We start from the raw sequence: 16178 nt of genomic DNA on the forward strand, positions 1-16178 counted from the left end.
CTGTTTGAGACGGAAAGCCAGGTCAGGCGGCCTTCTTCCAGGCACCGCCTGCCGCGGCATTGCTGCAGAAGTCCGCGAAGTCGCGCGGGGCGCGGCCGAGAGCCCGCTGGACGCCGTCGGTGAGATAGGCGTTGTGGCCGTCGAGGGTCTCGCGACAGATCTCGGTGAAGACATCGGCGATCAGCGGACCGCCGATGTCGAGCATGCCGGCATGGAACTGTTCCAGCGTGATCGGCATGTACTGGACAGGAATTCCGGCGGCGGAAGAAATTTCTGCGGCAGCCTCGGCGAATGTCAGCAGACGCGGGCCGGTAATCTCGTAGAGTTCGCCATTGTGGCGGTCATCGGTCAGCGCCGCGACGGCAACATCGGCGATATCGTCGACATCGGCGATCGGCTCCTTGATGTCACCGGCCGGAAGCGCCACCACACCGTCGAGAACGGGCGCCTGAAGATAGCCTTCGGAAAAATTCTGGGCGAACCAGGCGGCGCGGACCAGCGTGAAATCAAGCCCGCAATTGCGTACGATCTCCTCGCAATGGCGGGCATGCGCCTCTCCCCTGCCCGACAGCAGGACCAGCTTGCGGACACCGGCTGCCTTGGCAGCTTTGGTCAAAGCCTCGATCTTTGCGGCAGCGCCAGGGAAGGCGAGATCGGGGAAATAGGAGACGTAGGCCGCTTTGACGCCGGCGAGTGCTGCTGCCCAAGTTTCAGGCTTCTCCCAGTCGAACGGGATGGCCGAGTTGCGCGATCCTTCGCGGACGGAAAAACCCTTTTCGGTCAGCGACCTGACGATGCGGTTGCCGGTCTTGCCGGTGGATCCGATGACGAGAATGGGTGCGGTGTTCATGAGAAGCTCCTTGCGTTCGATTGATGATGCGCTAGACCTACGCCTCGAATTTTGGATGAACAATGATTGAAAAGCTCTATTGGTATGCAGATCGTCCACACTCATGGACAATCCGCAAAAACACCGCTATCCCATTCTGATGTCAAAACCTGATCCGAGCATTCCCCTCACATCCGACCCTCTTGCCGAAACGCTGCACATGCTGCGGCTGACGGGCACGCTCTATTGCCGCGGCGAGCTGACCACGCCCTGGGCGATTGCCATTCCGCGGCTGGAGGGCGTGATGATCTTCATGGTGGTGACGTCCGGCGCCTGCTGGCTGCAACTGGAAGGCGCCGAGCCGCGCCTCCTGCAGCAGGGCAGCCTGGCGTTGATCCCGCACGGCACGCCCCACGTAATCTCGAGCGCACCGGACATGGCAGGCGAGCCGCTGTTCGAACTGCCGGTGGAAAAGGTGAGCGAGCGTTACGAGGTCATGCGCCACGGCGGCGGTGGCGCGATGACCCGGACCATGTATGGCGTGGTGCGGTTTGATGATGTCGCCGCCGAGCACCTGCTCGGACTGTTGCCGCAGATCATCAATATCGACGCTTGGGACGACCAGACCGGCGGATGGCTGCAAAGCACGCTGCGCTTTATCGCAAGCGAGGCGGCGTCGCTGAAACCGGGCGGCGAAACGGTGATCACCCGGCTGTCGGACGTGGTGGTGATCCAGGCGATCCGGTCCTGGCTCGAAACCGCGCCCACCACAGAGACCGGCTGGCTGGCGGCGCTGCGCGATCCACAGATCGGAAAGGCCCTGGCGCTGATGCACCGCCGCCCCGGCGAGGACTGGAGCGTCGACACGCTGGCGCTTGAAGTCGGCATGTCACGTTCGGCCTTTGCGGCGCGTTTTGCCAATCTGGTCGGCCAGACGCCGCTTCGCTACCTGACCGAATGGAGGATGCGGGTGGCCCGCGCCCGGCTGATCGACACCGGCGACGGTCTGGCGGCAATCTCGATGGATCTTGGATACCAGTCGGAAGCCGCGTTCTGCCGGGCGTTCAAACGGGTCTTCGGCAAACCGCCGGGCAGCATCCGCCGCGCCGAGCCCGACCGTGCCAAGCCGATCTACCAGCCGGCGCAGTCCGCGGGCTGAAGCTCAGGCCAGTTCGCCTACGGGGCGGATGCGACCGACTTCGATGCCGTTCCAGTTCTTCAACGTCTTGCGCGACCAGTCGCCAAGCCGGGAAGAGAATTCCTCGTCATCTGCAAAAAGCTTTGCCAGGACCGCGCCGATCATTGCCTCGGCGCCGCGGGTGGAGCCGTCCTCGCATTTGAGCGCGATGCCGTAGCCCTTCTCTGGAACAGTCGCGCAGAAGACGCCCTCGGCACCGGTCTTGGCGAAGATCCGGCCCGGGGCGATTTGCATCAGGGCGGTGCAGGCGCGACCCGTGCCCGCCACGTGCCACGGCTCGGCCATGCAGGCTGACATCAGCCGCTCGGCTGCTTTCGCGCGCTCGGGCCCGAGGCCCGCGCCAGATGCCATGCGGGCAAAACCGTGGGCGATGTTCCTGAGCGGCGCCGCGTAGGTGGGGATCGAGCAGCCGTCGGTGCCGCAATTGTCATGGCCGAGCGCGGTGCCGGTCAGATCTGACATGACATCGCGGACCGAGGCCTGGACGAAGTGGTCATAGCCGACATAGCCGTGGTGATCGACGCCGGCATGGCAGGCGAGGCAGAGGAAACCGGCATGCTTGCCGGAGCAATTGTTGCCGAGCTGGTTGGGCTTGTCGCCGGCGCGGGCCTGGGCGATCAGCACCTTCTGTTCCGAGCTCCAGTGGCAGCCGCATTCGAAATCGGCTTCACCCAATCCGGCGCGGCCAACCATTTCACCGGCCAGCTGCATGTGACCGGGCTCGCCCGAATGCGAGGCGCAGGCCAGCGCCAGTTCCTTGTTGCCAAAGCCGTAGCGGTCCGCGGCGCCGGTCTCAATGAGCGGCAGCGCCTGCATCGACTTGACCGCCGAGCGCGGGAACACCGGGGTTTCGACGTCGCCGAGGCTCATCACCACCGCGCCGTCGCCATCCACCACCACGGCCATGCCGCGATGACGGCTTTCGACGATCTCTCCGCGGGTGACTTCGACAAGGACGGGGTTCTGCATGGCTTGATTTCCTGGCGGTGGTTGCGTGGTGGCGCCCGTATGAGCGGACGCTTTCATGCGCGTGTGATCGCAGAAGCCGCAGCTTCGGGCAAGAGGCGGGGATAAAAGCGCTGACAGCTTTGCCCCGTTCACCCTGCCCGGAGACGGCCCGCCGCCGCCTTGCACGACATCCGACGCGCCGGCTTGCATCTCCCCAAGGCTCTGAACCGGCTCCGGTTTTGCCGACCGCCTGCCACGCGGCTCCTTGAGCCCCGCACCTTGCGGCGCCAAAGCGCGCCAACCGGGCAGCCGGCAAGTTCATCCACACTCGCAGGCGCTGGCCCAGACTTGTCCGCATCGTTCACCTGACATCGCAGACGGGAGACCCGCATGCCCCGCATCCCATTTCTCGATAGCCTGTTCTCCTGGCTCAGGCTGCGGCTGGCGCCCGACCAACCGCCCTCGCCCGGCCTCAAACCGCAACCGGATTCCGGATCGCGCCCGCGCGCACCCGGCGATAAGGATGCAGCCGTCGCCTGGGGCGCGCATGTTTCGTCCGCCTTCAGGCGCAAGGTGATAGCCGTCGCCGGCAGGCTCGCGATGGACCCGAACCACCTGATGGCAATCATGGCGTTCGAGACCGGCCGCACATTTGACCCTTCCGAGACCAACCGGGCAGGCTCGGGCGCTACGGGACTGATCCAGTTCATGCCGGCAACGGCCAGGTCGCTTGGAACCAGCACGGCGGCCCTGTCCCGGATGAGCGCCATCGACCAGCTCGATTCCGTGGAAGCCTATCTCGCCCCCTATGCGGGCCGGATGAAGGATCTGCCGAGCGCCTACATGGCGGTGCTCTATCCGCGCGCCGTCGACAAGGAACCCGGCTACGTGCTCTTTCGAAAAGGATCGAAAGCCTACAAGCTCAACCGGGGGCTGGATTTAAATGGTGACGGCCAGGTCACAAAGGCCGAGGCGTCGGCGAAGGTAGCGGCGCTCCTCACCGAGGGCCTGCGGCCGGGATCGAAGGGGTGAGACGGGTTGTCTGCGAGCGGAATGTCCAAATACATGGAAACGGCTGAAGCCCGGCAAGACCTCCCATCATTTTCCTTGCAATTGCCAACTCCAGGAACAGGGTTGGCTGTGTTTGAAAGGCCGTGGCTTGCGACGCTCAGTTCGGAACATTGTTTCCGCAGGCATCGAAGGTTACCAGTCGGGAAAACTCCATAGTCCGATAATCGGCTCCTTCCCTGGATTTGATATCCAATATCACCAAGACAGCCTTTGCATATTGGTTGGTCACAGTCTGCCACCAGGATGGTGATTGCATATAATCTGCCGGAGGGCCTTCATAGATCGTGCAACAGTCCGGATACTGGGCAAGAAGGTCTTCATAGGTATTGGTATAACCTGTCCGTGGCGACAGCTTCACCCAATAGCTCGCCACCAACTCGAAACCGTTTTTGACAAAGACTTCATCGGCGATCACGGTGCCGGTATCGGCACATTCATGCTCCAGGAGCCAGGAATAGGGCCTCTGAGCATAGTAGGCGAATACCGCCAGAATGGCGCATACCGCGACTGCATCTATCCAGTATCTTCGAAATCCATGCATGAGATGAGACCATACCGACCTGGCAAATGGAACCCCCTGGTCGGGCCTTGCCTATCTGCACAAAATACAAGAAAGCAACTGCATTGGCTTCGCCAGGTGCACTTGCGAACTGGTGCGGCAGCGCTTTTATCGCTGCTTCAGTGCGACAACCAATTCGTAGCTGAAGGGACTCTATCTGTTAAGCGCCCGTGAAGGATTGCACCCGGAAAAATTGCAAATGGCTTGACCCAGCCACACATGATGGAATGAGTTTGGCTTTTGCAACTGTCCGAGCGATCAATGCTGTTCTTCATTGTTGTGCCCCCATACGTGATCGGCTTCGTGCTATTTGGGTTCCTGTGGCATTGGAGACCGCTGTTTTGGGCAACCGTCGTCGCAGTTTTTGTTGCCGTGCTGCAATATCAAGACATTTCCAGAGCCGATGGCGCTGGCGTGTTTTTAGGGGCGGCCATAACTCTTTTTCTGGGCCTGGGTGCGGCGGCCGGAATAACCGCCAGCTTTCTGGTCTTGCTGGGACGGCAGTCTTACTGGCGATGGCTGAGCTCCCCGGCTGTCTTGCCGGTCTGTTTTGTTGTCGGCTTGCTCGGCTGCATCCTGTGGGCAGGAATCTAATAACAGTTCCGCGTCAGCCTGCATGGCCTCCGACCCCACCGCAAAACACTGAAAATACCGCCTCATTGTCCGACGTCGCGCGAGGTTAGCCGTGCCTGGGTCACGATGCTTCGTCGTTCAAATGTTTCCAATTGAACTTGATCGGCGCTAAGCTCTCCGGCACCCTGTCCAACCACCCGAGCCCCCATGCTGCGCACCATCCTGATCACCCTACTGGGGCCGATGCTCTGGGGTACCACCTATGCGGTGTTTACCGAAACGCTGCCGGTCAGCCATCCGCTGCTCGTCGGTGCGATGCGGGCGCTGCCGGCGGGGTTGATCCTGCTGATGCTCAACCCGCGCATTCCGCCGGTGGCGGCGCTCAAGCGCCATGCGGCGATCGGTTTCACCAATATCGGCCTGTTCTTCGCGCTGCTGTTCGTCGCCGCATCGCGGATGCCGGGCGGGCTGGCGGCGACGCTGGGCGCGATCCAGCCGCTGGTGGTGGTGCTGATCTCCGCATTTCTGATCCGCCGCGCGCCGAACCGGGTCCAGCTGCTGGCCGGTGTCGCCGGCGTGATCGGGGTCGGCCTTCTGGTGCTGTCGCCGGAGGCCCGCCCCGACCCGATCGGTGTCGCGGCGGCGATCGGCGGGGCGCTGTCGATGGCGATCGGCACCGTGCTGATCGACCGCTGGGGGCGGATGGGGACGCCGCTCGAGACCACCACCTGGCAACTGATCTTCGGCGGCGCTATGCTCTTGCCGGTGGCGCTGGTGATCGAGGGCCTGCCGCCAGCGCCGGGGCTGAGCGAAATGCTCGGCTATGGCTGGCTGATGCTGCTCGGCACCGCGTTTGCCTATTTCGTCTGGACCCGCGGCATCGGCCGGATCGGCTCAAGCGCCACCTATCTTTCGCTTGCCAGCCCGGTGGTGGCCACTGCCATCGGCGCGGTGGCACTCGGCGAATGGTTCAGCCCGGCGCAATGGGCCGGCATGGCGCTGGTGATCGGGGCGACGGCGGCCGGGGTTTCGATCGGGCGGCGGGGGTAAGATCTTCCGCCGAAATAAGATGGTCTCAATGTGTTGAATGCGCGTTCATTTCAACTGCATATTGGCTCACGCAGTAAATAATTTCAAGAAATACATTGCAACACATAAATAATAAAATTCACTCCTTCATTAAGTTATTAATATATTCCATTGTTACATCCCCCTGAAACAACCTCCTGCTCCATTTATTTCCATTAAAAATAAATGGGACGCTACGTTTTTTATCCAACATCTCTGGAATAAGCTTGGGATTGCCTGTCCATTCAAATTTGTCTCCCAAAATATTTACGGCAGTATCTATTACTTCGATTGAAAAATCATCTTCATCATTAGAATTTACGCGCAACTCCATTACATGCAACAGTTCGAGTCGCTCCGAAGCGAAGCTCGCATGCATGGCGGTGTTATGGATGTTCTCTCGATTCAAGACAGAAGGGTATTTTAATGCAACATACCCGTCTTCATGAACATCATGCTCTTCGTTTTCCGGGAACTTTGTTGTTAGCTGTTGAGCTATTGCTGCTGTAAATTTGTAATCGTCTCCAAACGTGGAGTGTATGCGCTTGGTAAACATAGTATCCAGATGAGCTAGAATGATATCTTGGTTTGGCCCATGAATTGTGGACATTTCGACGAATGGAACTATTTGATTTTCTTCATTCTCGAATATCCTATTTACCGGTATCCGGTTGCGCCCTATCCATTCGCTTAAATAGACGATCTCTCCGGGTTCAACGCGTGCCTCGACAAGCGCCCCTATGCGCCTTGACGCGGCATAAAACATCGGAGTTCCGGGTGGGTTGCATCTTTGATAACCAGTCACAAATTTCTCAGGAGGTGCCTGTAGCTCAGACACCAGCGTTGGCTTTGAGCCTTTAGTTCGACGCACTCGATAAAAAAGCTCTCCCCCACCTGCCATCCCCACGACAGTGACGAGTCCGTGCATGATTTTTATATAAGTTGAATTTATTGCCGAATATAAGGCGCGCTCCGGGTCCAATCGGTTAAGCTTTTTCAGTTCTTGTCGAATTTCAAATCGTGAGGGTGGCGACATATTTTTTCCAAATGTTTCGTAAAAACATCATGCAATTTGCCTGACTTATCAGCCATAACTAATTCACTCTCGAGCCGCTTTTTATTTATACTTGGATTCTCTCCTAACGTCTTGACTTACATGCCTCACCGCCCCGCCAGGATCCCCGTAGAGCTGAACCCGCCGTCGATTGTCAGAACATGGCCGTTGATGTAGCTGGCTTGCGGCGACAGCAGGAACAGGATGGCGTCGGCGATTTCGTCCGGGCGGCCGTAGCGGTGCAGCGGGATCTGGGCGGTCCAGCGCTTGCGGTCGTCGATGGTGTGGAGGTTCGAGATCAGCGGCGTGTCGACCGGTCCGGGCGCGACCACGTTTACGCGGACGCCCGAGGCGCCCCACTCGCTGGCGAGCACCTGGCTCATCAGGATGACGCCGGCCTTGGAGGCGCCGTAGGCCACCCTGCCCGCATTGGCGCGGATTCCCGACGCCGAGGACAAATTGACGATCGACAGCGTGTCGCCCATCTGGTCGAGACAAGCCCGGCAGGTGATGAAGCTGCCGGTGAGATTGACGTCGAGGATCTGGCGGAAGATCTCGGCGCTGGTCTTCTCGGCCGGGATGTCGCGGGCAATGCCGGCGCAATTGACGAGGCCCGTGACCGGCCCGAAGGCGTCGACGGCCTGCGAAAGGCAGTCGGCCACCTCCTCCTCGTCGGTGACATCGCAGGTGAGTGCCTGCACATCCTCGCCCGCCAGCCGGTCTTCCAGGCGCGCCACAGCCTCCTCGTTCGCATCGAGGATGGTGACGGCAACGCCTTCATCGATTAGTGCCAGCACTGTGACCTCGCCGATGCCGGATGCGCCACCGGTGACGACGACGTGACCGGTGGCGCTAGAGGTCACCGGATGCGCTCGAGGATGGAGACGTAGTTCGCCACCGCCGCACCGCCCATGTTGAAGATGCCGCCGAGTTCGGCATTCTTGACCTGGATGCCGCCGGCCTCGCCGGTCAGCTGCATCGCCGAAAGCACGTGCATGGAGACGCCGGTGGCGCCGATGGGATGGCCCTTGGCCTTGAGACCGCCGGAGGGGTTGACCGGCAGACGGCCGTCCTTCTGCGTAGCGCCGCTCATCGCGACGTCGCCGCCCTGCCCCGGCTTGGCGAGCCCCATGGCTTCATATTCGATCAGTTCGGCGATGGTGAAGCAGTCGTGGGTCTCGACAAAGGAAAGATCGTCGAGCGCGGTCTTGGAATTGGCGAAGGCCCGCTTCCAGCCGAGCGCGCAGCCCTCGAAGGCCAGAATGTCGCGCTTGGACATCGGCAGGAAATCCTGCACATGCTCGGCGGCGCGGAACAGCACGGCGCGCGGCGCCTGCATGGCGGTGGTGACATCGGCGAGCACGATGGCCGCGGCGCCGTCGGAGACAAGCGAGCAGTCGGTGCGCTTCAAGGGGCCCGCGACGTAAGGGTTCTTGTCGCTCTCGGCGCGGCAGAACTCGTAGCCCAGATCCTTGCGCATCTGCGCCCAAGGGTTGTCGACGCCGTTCTTGTGGTTCTTGGCGGCGATCGCCGCAAGCCCGTCGGACTGGTCGCCATATTTCTGGAAATAGCCATCGGCGATCTTGCCGAAGACGCCGGCGAAGCCCGCCGGCGTGTCGCCATCCTCCGGCAGATAGGAGGCGCGGAGCAGATTGGCGCCGACCTGCGGGCCGGGCGTCGTGGTCATCTGCTCGACGCCGACGACCAGTACCCGCTTCGCAGCGCCGGCGCGGATCGCCTTGATGCCCTGGTGGACGGCGGCCGAACCGGTGGCGCAGGCATTCTCGACCCGGGTGGCAGGCTTGAAGCGGAAATCATCGTCGGCCTGAAGCACCAGGCTTGCAGTGAAATCCTGCGCGGAAAAGCCTGCGTTGAAATGACCGAGATAAATTTCGTCGATGTCTCCGGCTTCGAGCCCGGCATGCTCGACCGCTTCTCGCGCCACCCTTGTGACCAGGCTTTCGACAGTCTCGTCGCTGTGTTTGCCAAAGGGCGTATGGGCCCAGCCGATGATACAGGCGCTCATGATCTACTCTCCCGGGAATCTTGTCTGTGCTGGCGCGCATTTTGATCCCGCGGGCGGCTTTGTAAAGGGGAGAACGGATTTCACCCCGCGACCGGGCTGTTCGCGCCGGTCGCGGGGATGAGATGCCGTCAGCGCACTATCCGGTTATCCGGGCATGTGCGCCCTGTCGAACTCCATGGTCTGCCTGGCCGAGGGACGGCTCTCGCAGCGCTCGATCCAGTCCCGGACAACCTGCACATCCGGCGTGGCTTGCGGCATCCAGGTGTAGGGCGAGACGACAAGCAGGTCGGCCGCGGAAAAATCCGAGCCCATCAGATAGGGCGTCTTTTCGAGCTGGGCGCTGAGCCGCGCCGCCACCTCCGGCGCTCCACGGAATGTGGCATCGAGATAGCGATGGTTCAGCCCGGCGGCGGTGAAGACCAACACCGGCTCGACGATATTTCCATACCAGGCAAGCCAACTCAGATAGGTGCCGCGGTCCTTGTCACCAATGCTCCGGCCAAGCCCCTTTTCAGCAAAAAGGTCGGTCAGGTAGATAATGATGGCGTTTGATTCCCATAGCTCGACCCCGTCGTGCACCAGCAGCGGCACCTTGCCTTCCGGATGCGGATTGGATGGATCGGCACCGCCCGATCCGTCTTGGCGCGTGACTGTGACGATGCGGACATCGACCTGATCAAGCACGCCAAGCTCGATGAGCAGGCGGATGATGCGGGATGAGCGGGTTTGGGGCGAGTGGTAGAGCGTCAGCATTTCGGATCTCCTGTCCGGTTGATGATTCCGAGGCCCGACTAGCACTGTCTTGATGACAGTTTATGTCAGCATTAATAGAGCGACCCTGCGCGTGGCCGGGAGTGCGGGAAATCGTCGCCGTCGCCTCGCCGTCCGGCGTGTCGGGCCGGCCTGTCGGGCCGGTTTGGTGCATGCGCTGGAAATGGCCCGGGTGGCGGCCCCGGCGCGTCCGGCATTTTTCGGCCTCGATGTCGCGGAATGGCGCGCGCGACATCGAAAAATCGGCCATGGTTTTCAGGCTGCCCAGTCGAGTTCACGCCGCGCGGTCCGCTGGTTCGCAGCCTGCAGCCGACGAGATGAAACCGGGGGATTTCACAATGACCGCAGTGGCCTCCCTTGCGCCCGCACAATCCTCGCGCCCGATCGAGGGCATTGCCTGCGTGCTTGGCGGCGCCTGGTGCTTTGTCGGCCAGGACCTGCTGATCAAGGACCTGCTCGGGGCGCAACCCCTGTGGATGCTGATCTTTGCTCGCGCCTGCATCGCCGTGCTGGTGCTGGCGCCGCTGATCACGTGGCTTGGCGGCAAGCACAGTCTCTATACGCCGCTGTGGCCGATACACCTGCTGCGGGCGTTTCTGCTGACCGGCGGCTTCGCCATGTTCTATGCCGCCTTCCCGTTCATGCCGCTCGCAGAAGTCTCCACGATCTTCTTCTCCGCACCCTTGTTCATCGGCATCCTGGCGGCGCTGTTCCTGGGCGAGCGCATGGGAGTGCATCGGATCGCAGCCCTTGTGGTGGGCTTCAGCGGGGTGCTGATCGCCATGGCGCCCGGCCAGGACAGCTTCCAGTGGGTGGCGCTGCTGCCGCTCATCTGCGCCATGTCCTACGCGGCATCGATGATCCTGACCCGGCGCGTGGGCGACGGCGAAAGCAGCCTGACGATGGGGTTGTGGACCATCGGCGGATCCGGGCTGATGATCTGGCCGCTGGGATGGCTGGTCAACACGCTGGTGCCGATGGGACCGGAGTTCCATCACCTGCGGCTTGAATTCATTGTGCCGGACGCAGCACAGATGGCCGACCTGGCGCTCCTGGGCATAGTGGGGATGACCGGATACATTCTTCTGAGCCGCGCCTACCAGGTGGCCAATGCCAGCCTGATCGCGCCGTTCGACTATGCCTACCTGCCGTTTGCCGCGACCGCAGCCTGGTTCTTCTGGGGCGAGGTTCCCGCGCTCAACACGCTTGCCGGGATGGCACTGATCATCGGCGCCGGGCTCTATATCGGTTATCGCGAACTGCGCGCGCCCGAGCGGGCCGAGACACCCGCGCCGGTCGGCGAGACCCTGATCGCCACCGGGGTTCCGGCCGTGACAGAGGACACCGACATACCTGCTTCCGACCCGGCATAGCGCTTCCCTGAACAAGTCGAGGCAAAAGCTATGGCAAATTTTGGTTGATTGATCAGTCAATCAAAACTAGACTTGGCCTGCCGTCGAGGGTCCGGCCTCGACCATCCATTTCTCGGAAGGTATGCAAATGCCCAAGATCGGCATGGAACCAATTCGCCGCAAGGCGCTGACGGATGCGGCCATCGAAGCCATCGGCGCGCGCGGCTCGATGGATGTGACGATGTCGGACATCGCCGGCCGCGCCGGCGTGTCGCCTGCGCTCGCACACCATTATTTCGGCTCCAAGGAGCAACTGATCACGGCGTCGGTGCGGGCTCTGCTCCGCGATCTGAGACGCGACACGGTGGAAGCCCTGAAGACCGCGCGGAGCCATAGGGCGCGGGTCTCGGCGGTCATCGCGGTCAGCTTCTCCGACAAGCAGTTCTCCGAGGATGTGGTTGCTGCCTGGCTGGCGTTCTACGTCGACGCCCAGCGCGCGCCGGAGATTCGCCGGCTGCTTTCAGTCTATGCAAGGCGGCTGCATTCCAACCTGATGAGCGGGCTTGCGCCGCTCTGCGGCCAGTACGAGGCCGAGCGCATCGCAGAGGGTGCGGCTGCAATGATCGACGGGCTCTACATCCGCAAGGCACTCGGCACCGGGCCGGCACGGCACGACGCGGTGGCGCTGGTAGAGGATCACATCGAAACGCAATTGCTCGAAATTCGCGGGAGGACGGTATGACGGACAGAGGCGCCAAGAGACCCAACATCCTCATCCTGATGGTCGACCAGCTGAACGGCACGCTGTTTCCCGACGGTCCCGCAGACTTCCTGCACGCGCCGAACCTGAAGGCGCTTGCGTCGTGCTCGGTCAGGTTTGCCAACAACTACACCGCCTCGCCGCTGTGCGCGCCGGGGCGGGCCTCGTTCATGTCGGGACAGTTGCCGCGGCAGACGCGGGTCTATGACAATGCGGCGGAGTTCGCATCCGACATTCCGACCTATGCGCATCATCTCAGGCGCGCGGGCTATTACACCTGCCTGTCGGGCAAGATGCATTTCGTCGGACCCGACCAGATGCACGGCTTCGAGGAACGGCTGACCACCGACATCTACCCGGCCGATTTCGGCTGGACGCCGGATTACCGCAAGCCCGGCGAGCGGATCGACTGGTGGTACCACAATCTCGGGTCCGTCACCGGCGCAGGTGTGGCCGAGACATCGAACCAGATGGAGTATGACGACGAGGTGGCGTTCTTCGCCACACAGAAGCTGCACCAGCTGTCGCGGACCAGCGACAGTGCCGAGGCCCGCCCCTGGGCGCTGACGGTGTCGTTCACCCATCCGCATGACCCCTATGTGGCGCGCAAGCAGTACTGGGATCTCTACGAGGATTGTGCCGAGCTCGAACCGCGGGTGCCGCCGATCCCCTATGAGCAGATGGACCAGCATTCGCAGCGGCTCTACAAGGCAAACGATTCCGAAAATTTCGACATCACCGAAGACAATGTGCGGCGCTCGCGGCAGGCCTATTTCGCCAACATCTCCTATCTCGATGACAAGATCGGCGGGATTCTGGCGACACTGGAAGCCACGCGGATGGCGGACAGCACCATCGTGGTATTCTGCTCCGACCATGGCGACATGCTGGGCGAACGCGGCATGTGGTTCAAGATGAGCTTCTTCGAAGGCTCGGCGCGGGTGCCGCTGATGATTGCGGTGCCAGGTGCGCCAAGCCGGCAGGTAGCCGAGCCGACCTCCAATCTCGACATCACGCCGACCTTAGCAGCGCTTGCCGGCGTGTCGCTCGAGGAGGTCGCGCCCTGGACCGATGGCGAAAGCCTGGTCCCGGCCATGGAGGGCGAGACGCGCACCTCTCCGGTGCTGATGGAATATGCGGCGGAAGGTTCCGAGGCGCCATTGGTGGCGATCCGCGAGGGACAGTACAAGTTCATTCACTGCGAGCTGGATGCGCCGCAACTGTTCGATCTCGACGCGGATCCCGAAGAACTCACCAATCTCGCCAATGATCCGGCCCACGCCAAGCGGGTGGCCAACTACATGGCCCAGGTCCGGGCCCGCTGGGACATGGCTGCCTATGACGCCGAGGTGCGGCAGAGCCAGGCGCGGCGCTGGGTGGTCTACGAGGCGCTGAGGAACGGCAACTACTACCCGTGGGATTTCCAGCCGCTGCAGAAGGCCTCGGAGCGCTACATGCGCAACCACATGGACCTCAACATCCTCGAAGAATCACAACGGTTTCCGCGCGGGGAATGATGAACAGGCAGGAACTCGAACGGGCCCAGAGCCACTCCGTCCACAATCGCGCGGAGCTCGAAAAGAGCCGGCGCTGCGGCTGCTTCCACTGCGAGAGCGTGTTCACGGCGAGCGCCGTGCTGCACTGGACGGACAAAAGCCGCGCGCAAGGCGAATGGACGGCATTGTGCCCGAGCTGCGGCATCGACGCGGTGATCGGGGACGCGGCAGGGTTCGGCATGAGTCCCGTTTTCCTGCGCGAGATGAAGGACAGGTGGTTCGGTTCCGGCCGGGCCTGATGGCGAGAACCGCCGAGAGATGAACACGAAAAAGCGAGAGGCCGGACAATGACCGCCGCACAGCCAAAAGCATCCCACTACATCAACGGACAGTACCGCGAGGACGCCTCCGGTCGGTCCTTCGAGAGCATTTACCCGGCCACCGGCGAGGTAAACGCCCGGCTGTACTCGGCAACCCCGGCGGTGATCGAGCAGGCTGTCGCAGCTGCAAAGGCCGCGCAGCCGGCCTGGGCCAGGCTGAAGGGCGTCGAGCGCGGGCGGATCCTGTTGCGCACGGCGCAGATCCTGCGTGAACGCAACGAGGAGATAAGCCGCATCGAGACGCTCGACACCGGCAAGGCGATCCAGGAAACGCTGGTCGCCGACGCAGCATCAGCTGCGGATGCGCTTGAGTATTTCGGCGGGCTGGCGGGTGCCATCACCGGCGAGCATGTCGATCTGGGCGGCGACTTCGTCTACACGCGCCGCGAACCGCTCGGGATCTGTGCCGGCATCGGCGCCTGGAACTATCCGATCCAGATCGCCGCCTGGAAATCGGCGCCGGCACTCGCCTGTGGCAATGCCTTCATCTTCAAGCCGTCGGAAGTGACCCCGCTGACGGCGCTGCTGCTGGCGGAAACCTTCAAGGATGCGGGCCTGCCGGATGGTCTCTTCAACGTGGTGCAGGGTTTTGGCGATGTCGGGGCGGCGCTCGCCTCGCATCCCGATATCGCCAAGGTGTCACTGACCGGCTCGGTGCCGACCGGCGCCAAGGTGCTGGCGGCGGCAGCACAGACGATCAAGGCGGTGACGATGGAGCTTGGCGGCAAGTCGCCGATTCTGGTGTTTGACGATGCCGACATCGAGAGCGCCATCGGCGGGGCAATGCTCGGCAATTTCTACTCGACCGGGCAGATCTGCTCGAACGGCACACGGGTGTTCGTGCAGCGCGGGGTCTATGACCGGTTCCTCGAGCGGCTGAAGACCCGCACCGAGGCCATCAAGCTCGGCGACCCGCTCGATCCCGACACGCATCTGGGACCGATGGTCTCAACGGCGCAACGCGACAAGGTGCTGGGCTACATCGAGACCGGCAGGCGCGAGGGTGCAAAACTCGTCACCGGCGGCGGCGTGCCCGTGCTTCAGGGATTTGAGAATGGCGCCTGGATCCAGCCGACCGTCTTCGCCGGCGTCACCGACGAGATGACGATTGCGCGGGAAGAGATCTTCGGCCCGGTGATGAGCGTGCTCAGCTTTGACGACGAGGACGAGGCCGTGCGCCGCGCCAACGACACCCAGTTCGGTTTGGCCGCCGGCGTGTTCACCACCGACCTCACCCGCGCGCACCGGGTGATCGCTGGGCTCGATGCCGGCACGACCTGGATCAACACCTACAATCTCACCCCGGTCGAGGCCCCCTTCGGCGGCGTCAAGCAATCGGGCATCGGCCGCGAGAACTCGCGCGCGGCGATCGAGCACTACACGCGGCTGAAGAGCGTCTATGTCGCCACCGGCCCTGTCGACAGCCCGTATTGAGGTGCAGGTGATGGGCTTGTCACACCACGAGATCGTCGAGATCGACACGAAGGGCGGTTGCGATGCGCTTGAGCACATCGACCGAGCCAGCCTTCTTGCCGTTTTCGATATCGGAGAGGTGGGGCTGGGAAATGCCCGCGGCTGCGGCAAGCTCGGTTCCGGTCATGCCGCGATACTTGCGATAGGTGCGGATGCGGCTGTCGGTTTCCATGAGTTCATGCACGAGTTCGGAAGGCCAGGTCTCTTCGCCCGCCCTGACGCGCTCAAGGATCGCGTGTGCCTCGAGGCTGTCCATCATGTCTTCATAGTCCTCTTCACCGACGAGAACGTAGGTCTTGCCGTCAATGGTCATTTTCTGGATTTCACCCATCGGCAATCACTCCTTGTAGATGCCGCCACGCGGGCCTGCGCTGATCACCAAGACGACAACGCCCTGGTCGTCGATGATGACGCGGTCCTGGCCTACCCGGATGCGGTACAGGTCAGACCCGGACAGCTTTTTGATATCAACCTGTTCGCCGCGCGCGAATGCATCCACCTTGGCGAAAATGGCCGCGCGCCGCTTCGGTTGCATCCGGGCGAGGCTTTTTTCCGCTGTCTTGGAATAGACGACCCGCTTCATCCATCGAATATAGCTCTAAGCTATACTTCGGTCAATC

At 62.1% G+C, this 16178-nt stretch carries 18 protein-coding genes; 9 read left to right on the forward strand and 9 right to left on the reverse strand.

Annotated elements, in window-relative coordinates; all coding sequences use genetic code 11:
- Nucleotides 1-22: 22 nt before the first annotated feature.
- Entirely contained in the window at nucleotides 23-850 is an 828-nt protein-coding gene (locus SPHINGO391_RS14400) for an NmrA family NAD(P)-binding protein (protein ID WP_152009478.1), read from the reverse strand.
- A 139-nt stretch (nucleotides 851-989) separates the two neighbouring features.
- Between SPHINGO391_RS14400 and SPHINGO391_RS14405 the strand changes: the two genes are divergently transcribed.
- Nucleotides 990-1988, forward strand: coding sequence for an AraC family transcriptional regulator (locus SPHINGO391_RS14405; RefSeq protein WP_152011569.1), 999 nt, complete (start codon nucleotides 990-992; stop codon nucleotides 1986-1988).
- 3 nt (nucleotides 1989-1991) lie between these two features.
- Here SPHINGO391_RS14405 and SPHINGO391_RS14410 read toward each other — a convergent pair whose 3' ends face one another.
- Nucleotides 1992-2996: an asparaginase gene (locus SPHINGO391_RS14410; RefSeq protein WP_152009479.1), complete on the reverse strand. Its 1005-nt coding sequence runs from the start codon at nucleotides 2994-2996 to the stop codon at nucleotides 1992-1994.
- Nucleotides 2997-3365: 369 nt separating this feature from the next.
- Between SPHINGO391_RS14410 and SPHINGO391_RS14415 the strand changes: the two genes are divergently transcribed.
- Nucleotides 3366-4007 carry a transglycosylase SLT domain-containing protein gene (locus SPHINGO391_RS14415; protein ID WP_152009480.1) on the forward strand — a complete coding sequence of 214 codons (642 nt, stop codon included), beginning with the start codon at nucleotides 3366-3368 and terminating at the stop codon, nucleotides 4005-4007.
- A gap of 136 nt (nucleotides 4008-4143) precedes the next feature.
- On the opposite strand, the gene SPHINGO391_RS14420 is transcribed toward SPHINGO391_RS14415, so the two are convergent.
- Nucleotides 4144-4587: a hypothetical protein gene (locus SPHINGO391_RS14420; RefSeq protein ID WP_152009481.1), complete on the reverse strand. Its 444-nt coding sequence runs from the start codon at nucleotides 4585-4587 to the stop codon at nucleotides 4144-4146.
- Between the two features lie 279 nt (nucleotides 4588-4866).
- Here SPHINGO391_RS14420 and SPHINGO391_RS14425 point away from each other — a divergent pair, with 279 nt between their 5' ends.
- Together SPHINGO391_RS14425 and SPHINGO391_RS14430 are read left to right on the forward strand one after the other, a co-directional pair.
- Nucleotides 4867-5199: a hypothetical protein gene (locus SPHINGO391_RS14425; RefSeq protein ID WP_152009482.1), complete on the forward strand. Its 333-nt coding sequence runs from the start codon at nucleotides 4867-4869 to the stop codon at nucleotides 5197-5199.
- Between the two features lie 186 nt (nucleotides 5200-5385).
- Complete coding sequence (locus SPHINGO391_RS14430; protein WP_152009483.1) at nucleotides 5386-6228, forward strand: EamA family transporter; 843 nt, start codon at nucleotides 5386-5388, stop codon at nucleotides 6226-6228.
- Between the two features lie 118 nt (nucleotides 6229-6346).
- Here the strand turns inward: SPHINGO391_RS14430 and SPHINGO391_RS14435 are convergent, their stop codons facing one another.
- The 4 genes from SPHINGO391_RS14435 to SPHINGO391_RS14450 form a co-directional block, all read right to left on the reverse strand.
- On the reverse strand, nucleotides 6347-7282 hold the full coding sequence (locus SPHINGO391_RS14435; protein WP_152009484.1) for an RES family NAD+ phosphorylase: 936 nt from the start codon (nucleotides 7280-7282) through the stop codon (nucleotides 6347-6349).
- 125 nt (nucleotides 7283-7407) lie between these two features.
- Nucleotides 7408-8163, reverse strand: a complete 756-nt coding sequence (locus tag SPHINGO391_RS14440) for an SDR family NAD(P)-dependent oxidoreductase (RefSeq protein ID WP_152009485.1) — start codon at nucleotides 8161-8163, stop codon at nucleotides 7408-7410.
- A complete protein-coding gene (locus tag SPHINGO391_RS14445; RefSeq protein ID WP_152009486.1) occupies nucleotides 8160-9326 on the reverse strand; it encodes an acetyl-CoA acetyltransferase in 1167 nt (388 codons plus the stop codon). The genes SPHINGO391_RS14440 and SPHINGO391_RS14445 overlap by 4 nt, the downstream gene beginning before the upstream one ends.
- Nucleotides 9327-9470: 144 nt before the next feature.
- A complete protein-coding gene (locus tag SPHINGO391_RS14450) occupies nucleotides 9471-10079 on the reverse strand; it encodes a glutathione S-transferase family protein (protein WP_152009487.1) in 609 nt (202 codons plus the stop codon).
- A 356-nt stretch (nucleotides 10080-10435) separates the two neighbouring features.
- Between SPHINGO391_RS14450 and SPHINGO391_RS14455 the strand changes: the two genes are divergently transcribed.
- The 5 genes from SPHINGO391_RS14455 (at nucleotide 10436) to betB (ending at nucleotide 15519) form a co-directional block, all read left to right on the forward strand.
- The gene (locus tag SPHINGO391_RS14455) at nucleotides 10436-11470 is read left to right on the forward strand and encodes a DMT family transporter (protein WP_152009488.1); all 1035 of its coding nucleotides are present in this window, start codon (nucleotides 10436-10438) and stop codon (nucleotides 11468-11470) included.
- A 127-nt stretch (nucleotides 11471-11597) separates the two neighbouring features.
- On the forward strand, nucleotides 11598-12191 hold the full coding sequence (gene betI, locus SPHINGO391_RS14460; RefSeq protein WP_152009489.1) for a transcriptional regulator BetI: 594 nt from the start codon (nucleotides 11598-11600) through the stop codon (nucleotides 12189-12191).
- Nucleotides 12188-13726 (forward strand): choline-sulfatase, encoded by a 1539-nt coding sequence (gene betC, locus SPHINGO391_RS14465; protein WP_152009490.1) that lies wholly within the window; start codon nucleotides 12188-12190, stop codon nucleotides 13724-13726. Before betI ends, betC begins: the two co-directional genes overlap by 4 nt.
- Complete coding sequence (locus SPHINGO391_RS14470; protein WP_244615198.1) at nucleotides 13723-14004, forward strand: cytoplasmic protein; 282 nt, start codon at nucleotides 13723-13725, stop codon at nucleotides 14002-14004. The genes betC and SPHINGO391_RS14470 overlap by 4 nt, the downstream gene beginning before the upstream one ends.
- Nucleotides 14005-14052: 48 nt before the next feature.
- Nucleotides 14053-15519 carry a betaine-aldehyde dehydrogenase gene (gene betB / locus SPHINGO391_RS14475; protein ID WP_152009491.1) on the forward strand — a complete coding sequence of 489 codons (1467 nt, stop codon included), beginning with the start codon at nucleotides 14053-14055 and terminating at the stop codon, nucleotides 15517-15519.
- A gap of 19 nt (nucleotides 15520-15538) precedes the next feature.
- Here betB and SPHINGO391_RS14480 read toward each other — a convergent pair whose 3' ends face one another.
- Nucleotides 15539-15889 carry a helix-turn-helix transcriptional regulator gene (locus SPHINGO391_RS14480; RefSeq protein WP_152009492.1) on the reverse strand — a complete coding sequence of 117 codons (351 nt, stop codon included), beginning with the start codon at nucleotides 15887-15889 and terminating at the stop codon, nucleotides 15539-15541.
- A 6-nt stretch (nucleotides 15890-15895) separates the two neighbouring features.
- A complete protein-coding gene (locus SPHINGO391_RS14485; RefSeq protein ID WP_152009493.1) occupies nucleotides 15896-16141 on the reverse strand; it encodes a cytotoxic translational repressor of toxin-antitoxin stability system in 246 nt (81 codons plus the stop codon).
- Nucleotides 16142-16178: the final 37 nt, after the last annotated feature.

The organism is Hoeflea sp. EC-HK425, from assembly GCF_902498795.1.
Lineage (GTDB): Bacteria > Pseudomonadota > Alphaproteobacteria > Rhizobiales > Rhizobiaceae > Hoeflea > Hoeflea alexandrii.

Bases quoted from the DNA above. Each gene is read 5' to 3' on its own strand.
- SPHINGO391_RS14400 (WP_152009478.1), bottom strand. From the start codon at position 850: ATGAACACCGCACCCATTCTCGTCATCGGATCCACCGGCAAGACCGGC.
- SPHINGO391_RS14405 (WP_152011569.1), top strand. From the start codon at position 990: ATGTCAAAACCTGATCCGAGCATTCCCCTCACATCCGACCCTCTTGCC.
- SPHINGO391_RS14410 (WP_152009479.1), bottom strand. From the start codon at position 2,996: ATGCAGAACCCCGTCCTTGTCGAAGTCACCCGCGGAGAGATCGTCGAA.
- SPHINGO391_RS14415 (WP_152009480.1), top strand. From the start codon at position 3,366: ATGCCCCGCATCCCATTTCTCGATAGCCTGTTCTCCTGGCTCAGGCTG.
- SPHINGO391_RS14420 (WP_152009481.1), bottom strand. From the start codon at position 4,587: ATGCATGGATTTCGAAGATACTGGATAGATGCAGTCGCGGTATGCGCC.
- SPHINGO391_RS14425 (WP_152009482.1), top strand. From the start codon at position 4,867: ATGCTGTTCTTCATTGTTGTGCCCCCATACGTGATCGGCTTCGTGCTA.
- SPHINGO391_RS14430 (WP_152009483.1), top strand. From the start codon at position 5,386: ATGCTGCGCACCATCCTGATCACCCTACTGGGGCCGATGCTCTGGGGT.
- SPHINGO391_RS14435 (WP_152009484.1), bottom strand. From the start codon at position 7,282: ATGTCGCCACCCTCACGATTTGAAATTCGACAAGAACTGAAAAAGCTT.
- SPHINGO391_RS14445 (WP_152009486.1), bottom strand. From the start codon at position 9,326: ATGAGCGCCTGTATCATCGGCTGGGCCCATACGCCCTTTGGCAAACAC.
- SPHINGO391_RS14450 (WP_152009487.1), bottom strand. From the start codon at position 10,079: ATGCTGACGCTCTACCACTCGCCCCAAACCCGCTCATCCCGCATCATC.
- SPHINGO391_RS14455 (WP_152009488.1), top strand. From the start codon at position 10,436: ATGACCGCAGTGGCCTCCCTTGCGCCCGCACAATCCTCGCGCCCGATC.
- betI (WP_152009489.1), top strand. From the start codon at position 11,598: ATGCCCAAGATCGGCATGGAACCAATTCGCCGCAAGGCGCTGACGGAT.
- betC (WP_152009490.1), top strand. From the start codon at position 12,188: ATGACGGACAGAGGCGCCAAGAGACCCAACATCCTCATCCTGATGGTC.
- SPHINGO391_RS14470 (WP_244615198.1), top strand. From the start codon at position 13,723: ATGATGAACAGGCAGGAACTCGAACGGGCCCAGAGCCACTCCGTCCAC.
- betB (WP_152009491.1), top strand. From the start codon at position 14,053: ATGACCGCCGCACAGCCAAAAGCATCCCACTACATCAACGGACAGTAC.
- SPHINGO391_RS14480 (WP_152009492.1), bottom strand. From the start codon at position 15,889: ATGGGTGAAATCCAGAAAATGACCATTGACGGCAAGACCTACGTTCTC.
- SPHINGO391_RS14485 (WP_152009493.1), bottom strand. From the start codon at position 16,141: ATGAAGCGGGTCGTCTATTCCAAGACAGCGGAAAAAAGCCTCGCCCGG.